This is a genomic window from Roseateles sp. P5_B10, from assembly GCF_056400485.1.
On record NZ_JBFULE010001395.1, the window covers coordinates 1 to 806 of the forward strand.

The 806-nt window shown below is 68.0% G+C and carries 1 protein-coding gene; it reads right to left on the reverse strand.

Features of this window, described 5'->3' with window-relative positions; translation table 11 throughout:
- Positions 1-193: 193 nt before the first annotated feature.
- Positions 194-806 (reverse strand): tryptophan 2,3-dioxygenase (locus tag AC1DU6_RS33570; protein WP_477862680.1); only part of this gene is annotated, 613 nt, incomplete at its 5' end.

The following is an 806-nucleotide window of genomic DNA, read 5'->3' on the forward strand; positions in this document are numbered from 1 at the left end:
GGGATGCACAGCGCATGGCACTCGGCGATGGGTTTGCCCAGCAAGTCGAGCAGCGCGGCATGGATGCTCGCGTTGCGGATGCCGGCGGAGGTGAGGAGCAGTTTCATCGGGTCCTTTCCAAACCCGGCCGACCGGGCCGGGCCAGGAACGACGGTCGAGGCCGGCCGAAATCGACAACGCCCGGCGTTTTTCCCTACAGCTCCGTGCGCAGCGCCCACAGCTCCGGGAACAGCACCACGTCCAGCATCTTGCGCAGATAGCTGACGCCGCCCGTGCCGCCGGTGCCGCGCTTGAAGCCGATGACGCGCTCTACCGTCGTCACGTGGCGGAAGCGCCAGAGGCGGAAGGCGTCTTCCAGGTCCACCAGCTCCTCGCCCATCTGGTACAGGTCCCAGTTTTTCTCAGGGGCGCGGTAGACCGTCAGCCAGGCTTCCTTGACGCCCTCGTCGGCCACGTGGGGCTGGGTCCAGTCGCGGCTGAGGTTGGCCGCTGGCACCGGGATGCCACGCCGCGCCATCAGCTTGAGCGCCTCGTCGTAGAGGGACGGCGCGTCATAGGCTTGCTTCACCTGGGCCAGCARGTCGGGCCGGTGCTCGTGGGGCTTGAGCATGGCGGCGTTCTTGTTGCCGAGCAGGAACTCGATGCGCCGGTACTGCGCGCTCTGGAAGCCGCTGCTCTTGGCCAGGTAGGGCCGGATGGCGCTGTACTCGGGCGGCGTCATCGTCGCCAGCACGTCCCAGGCGTGCACCAGCTGCTCCATGATGCGCGACACCCGGGCCAGCATCTTGAAGGCCTCGGGCAGGCGG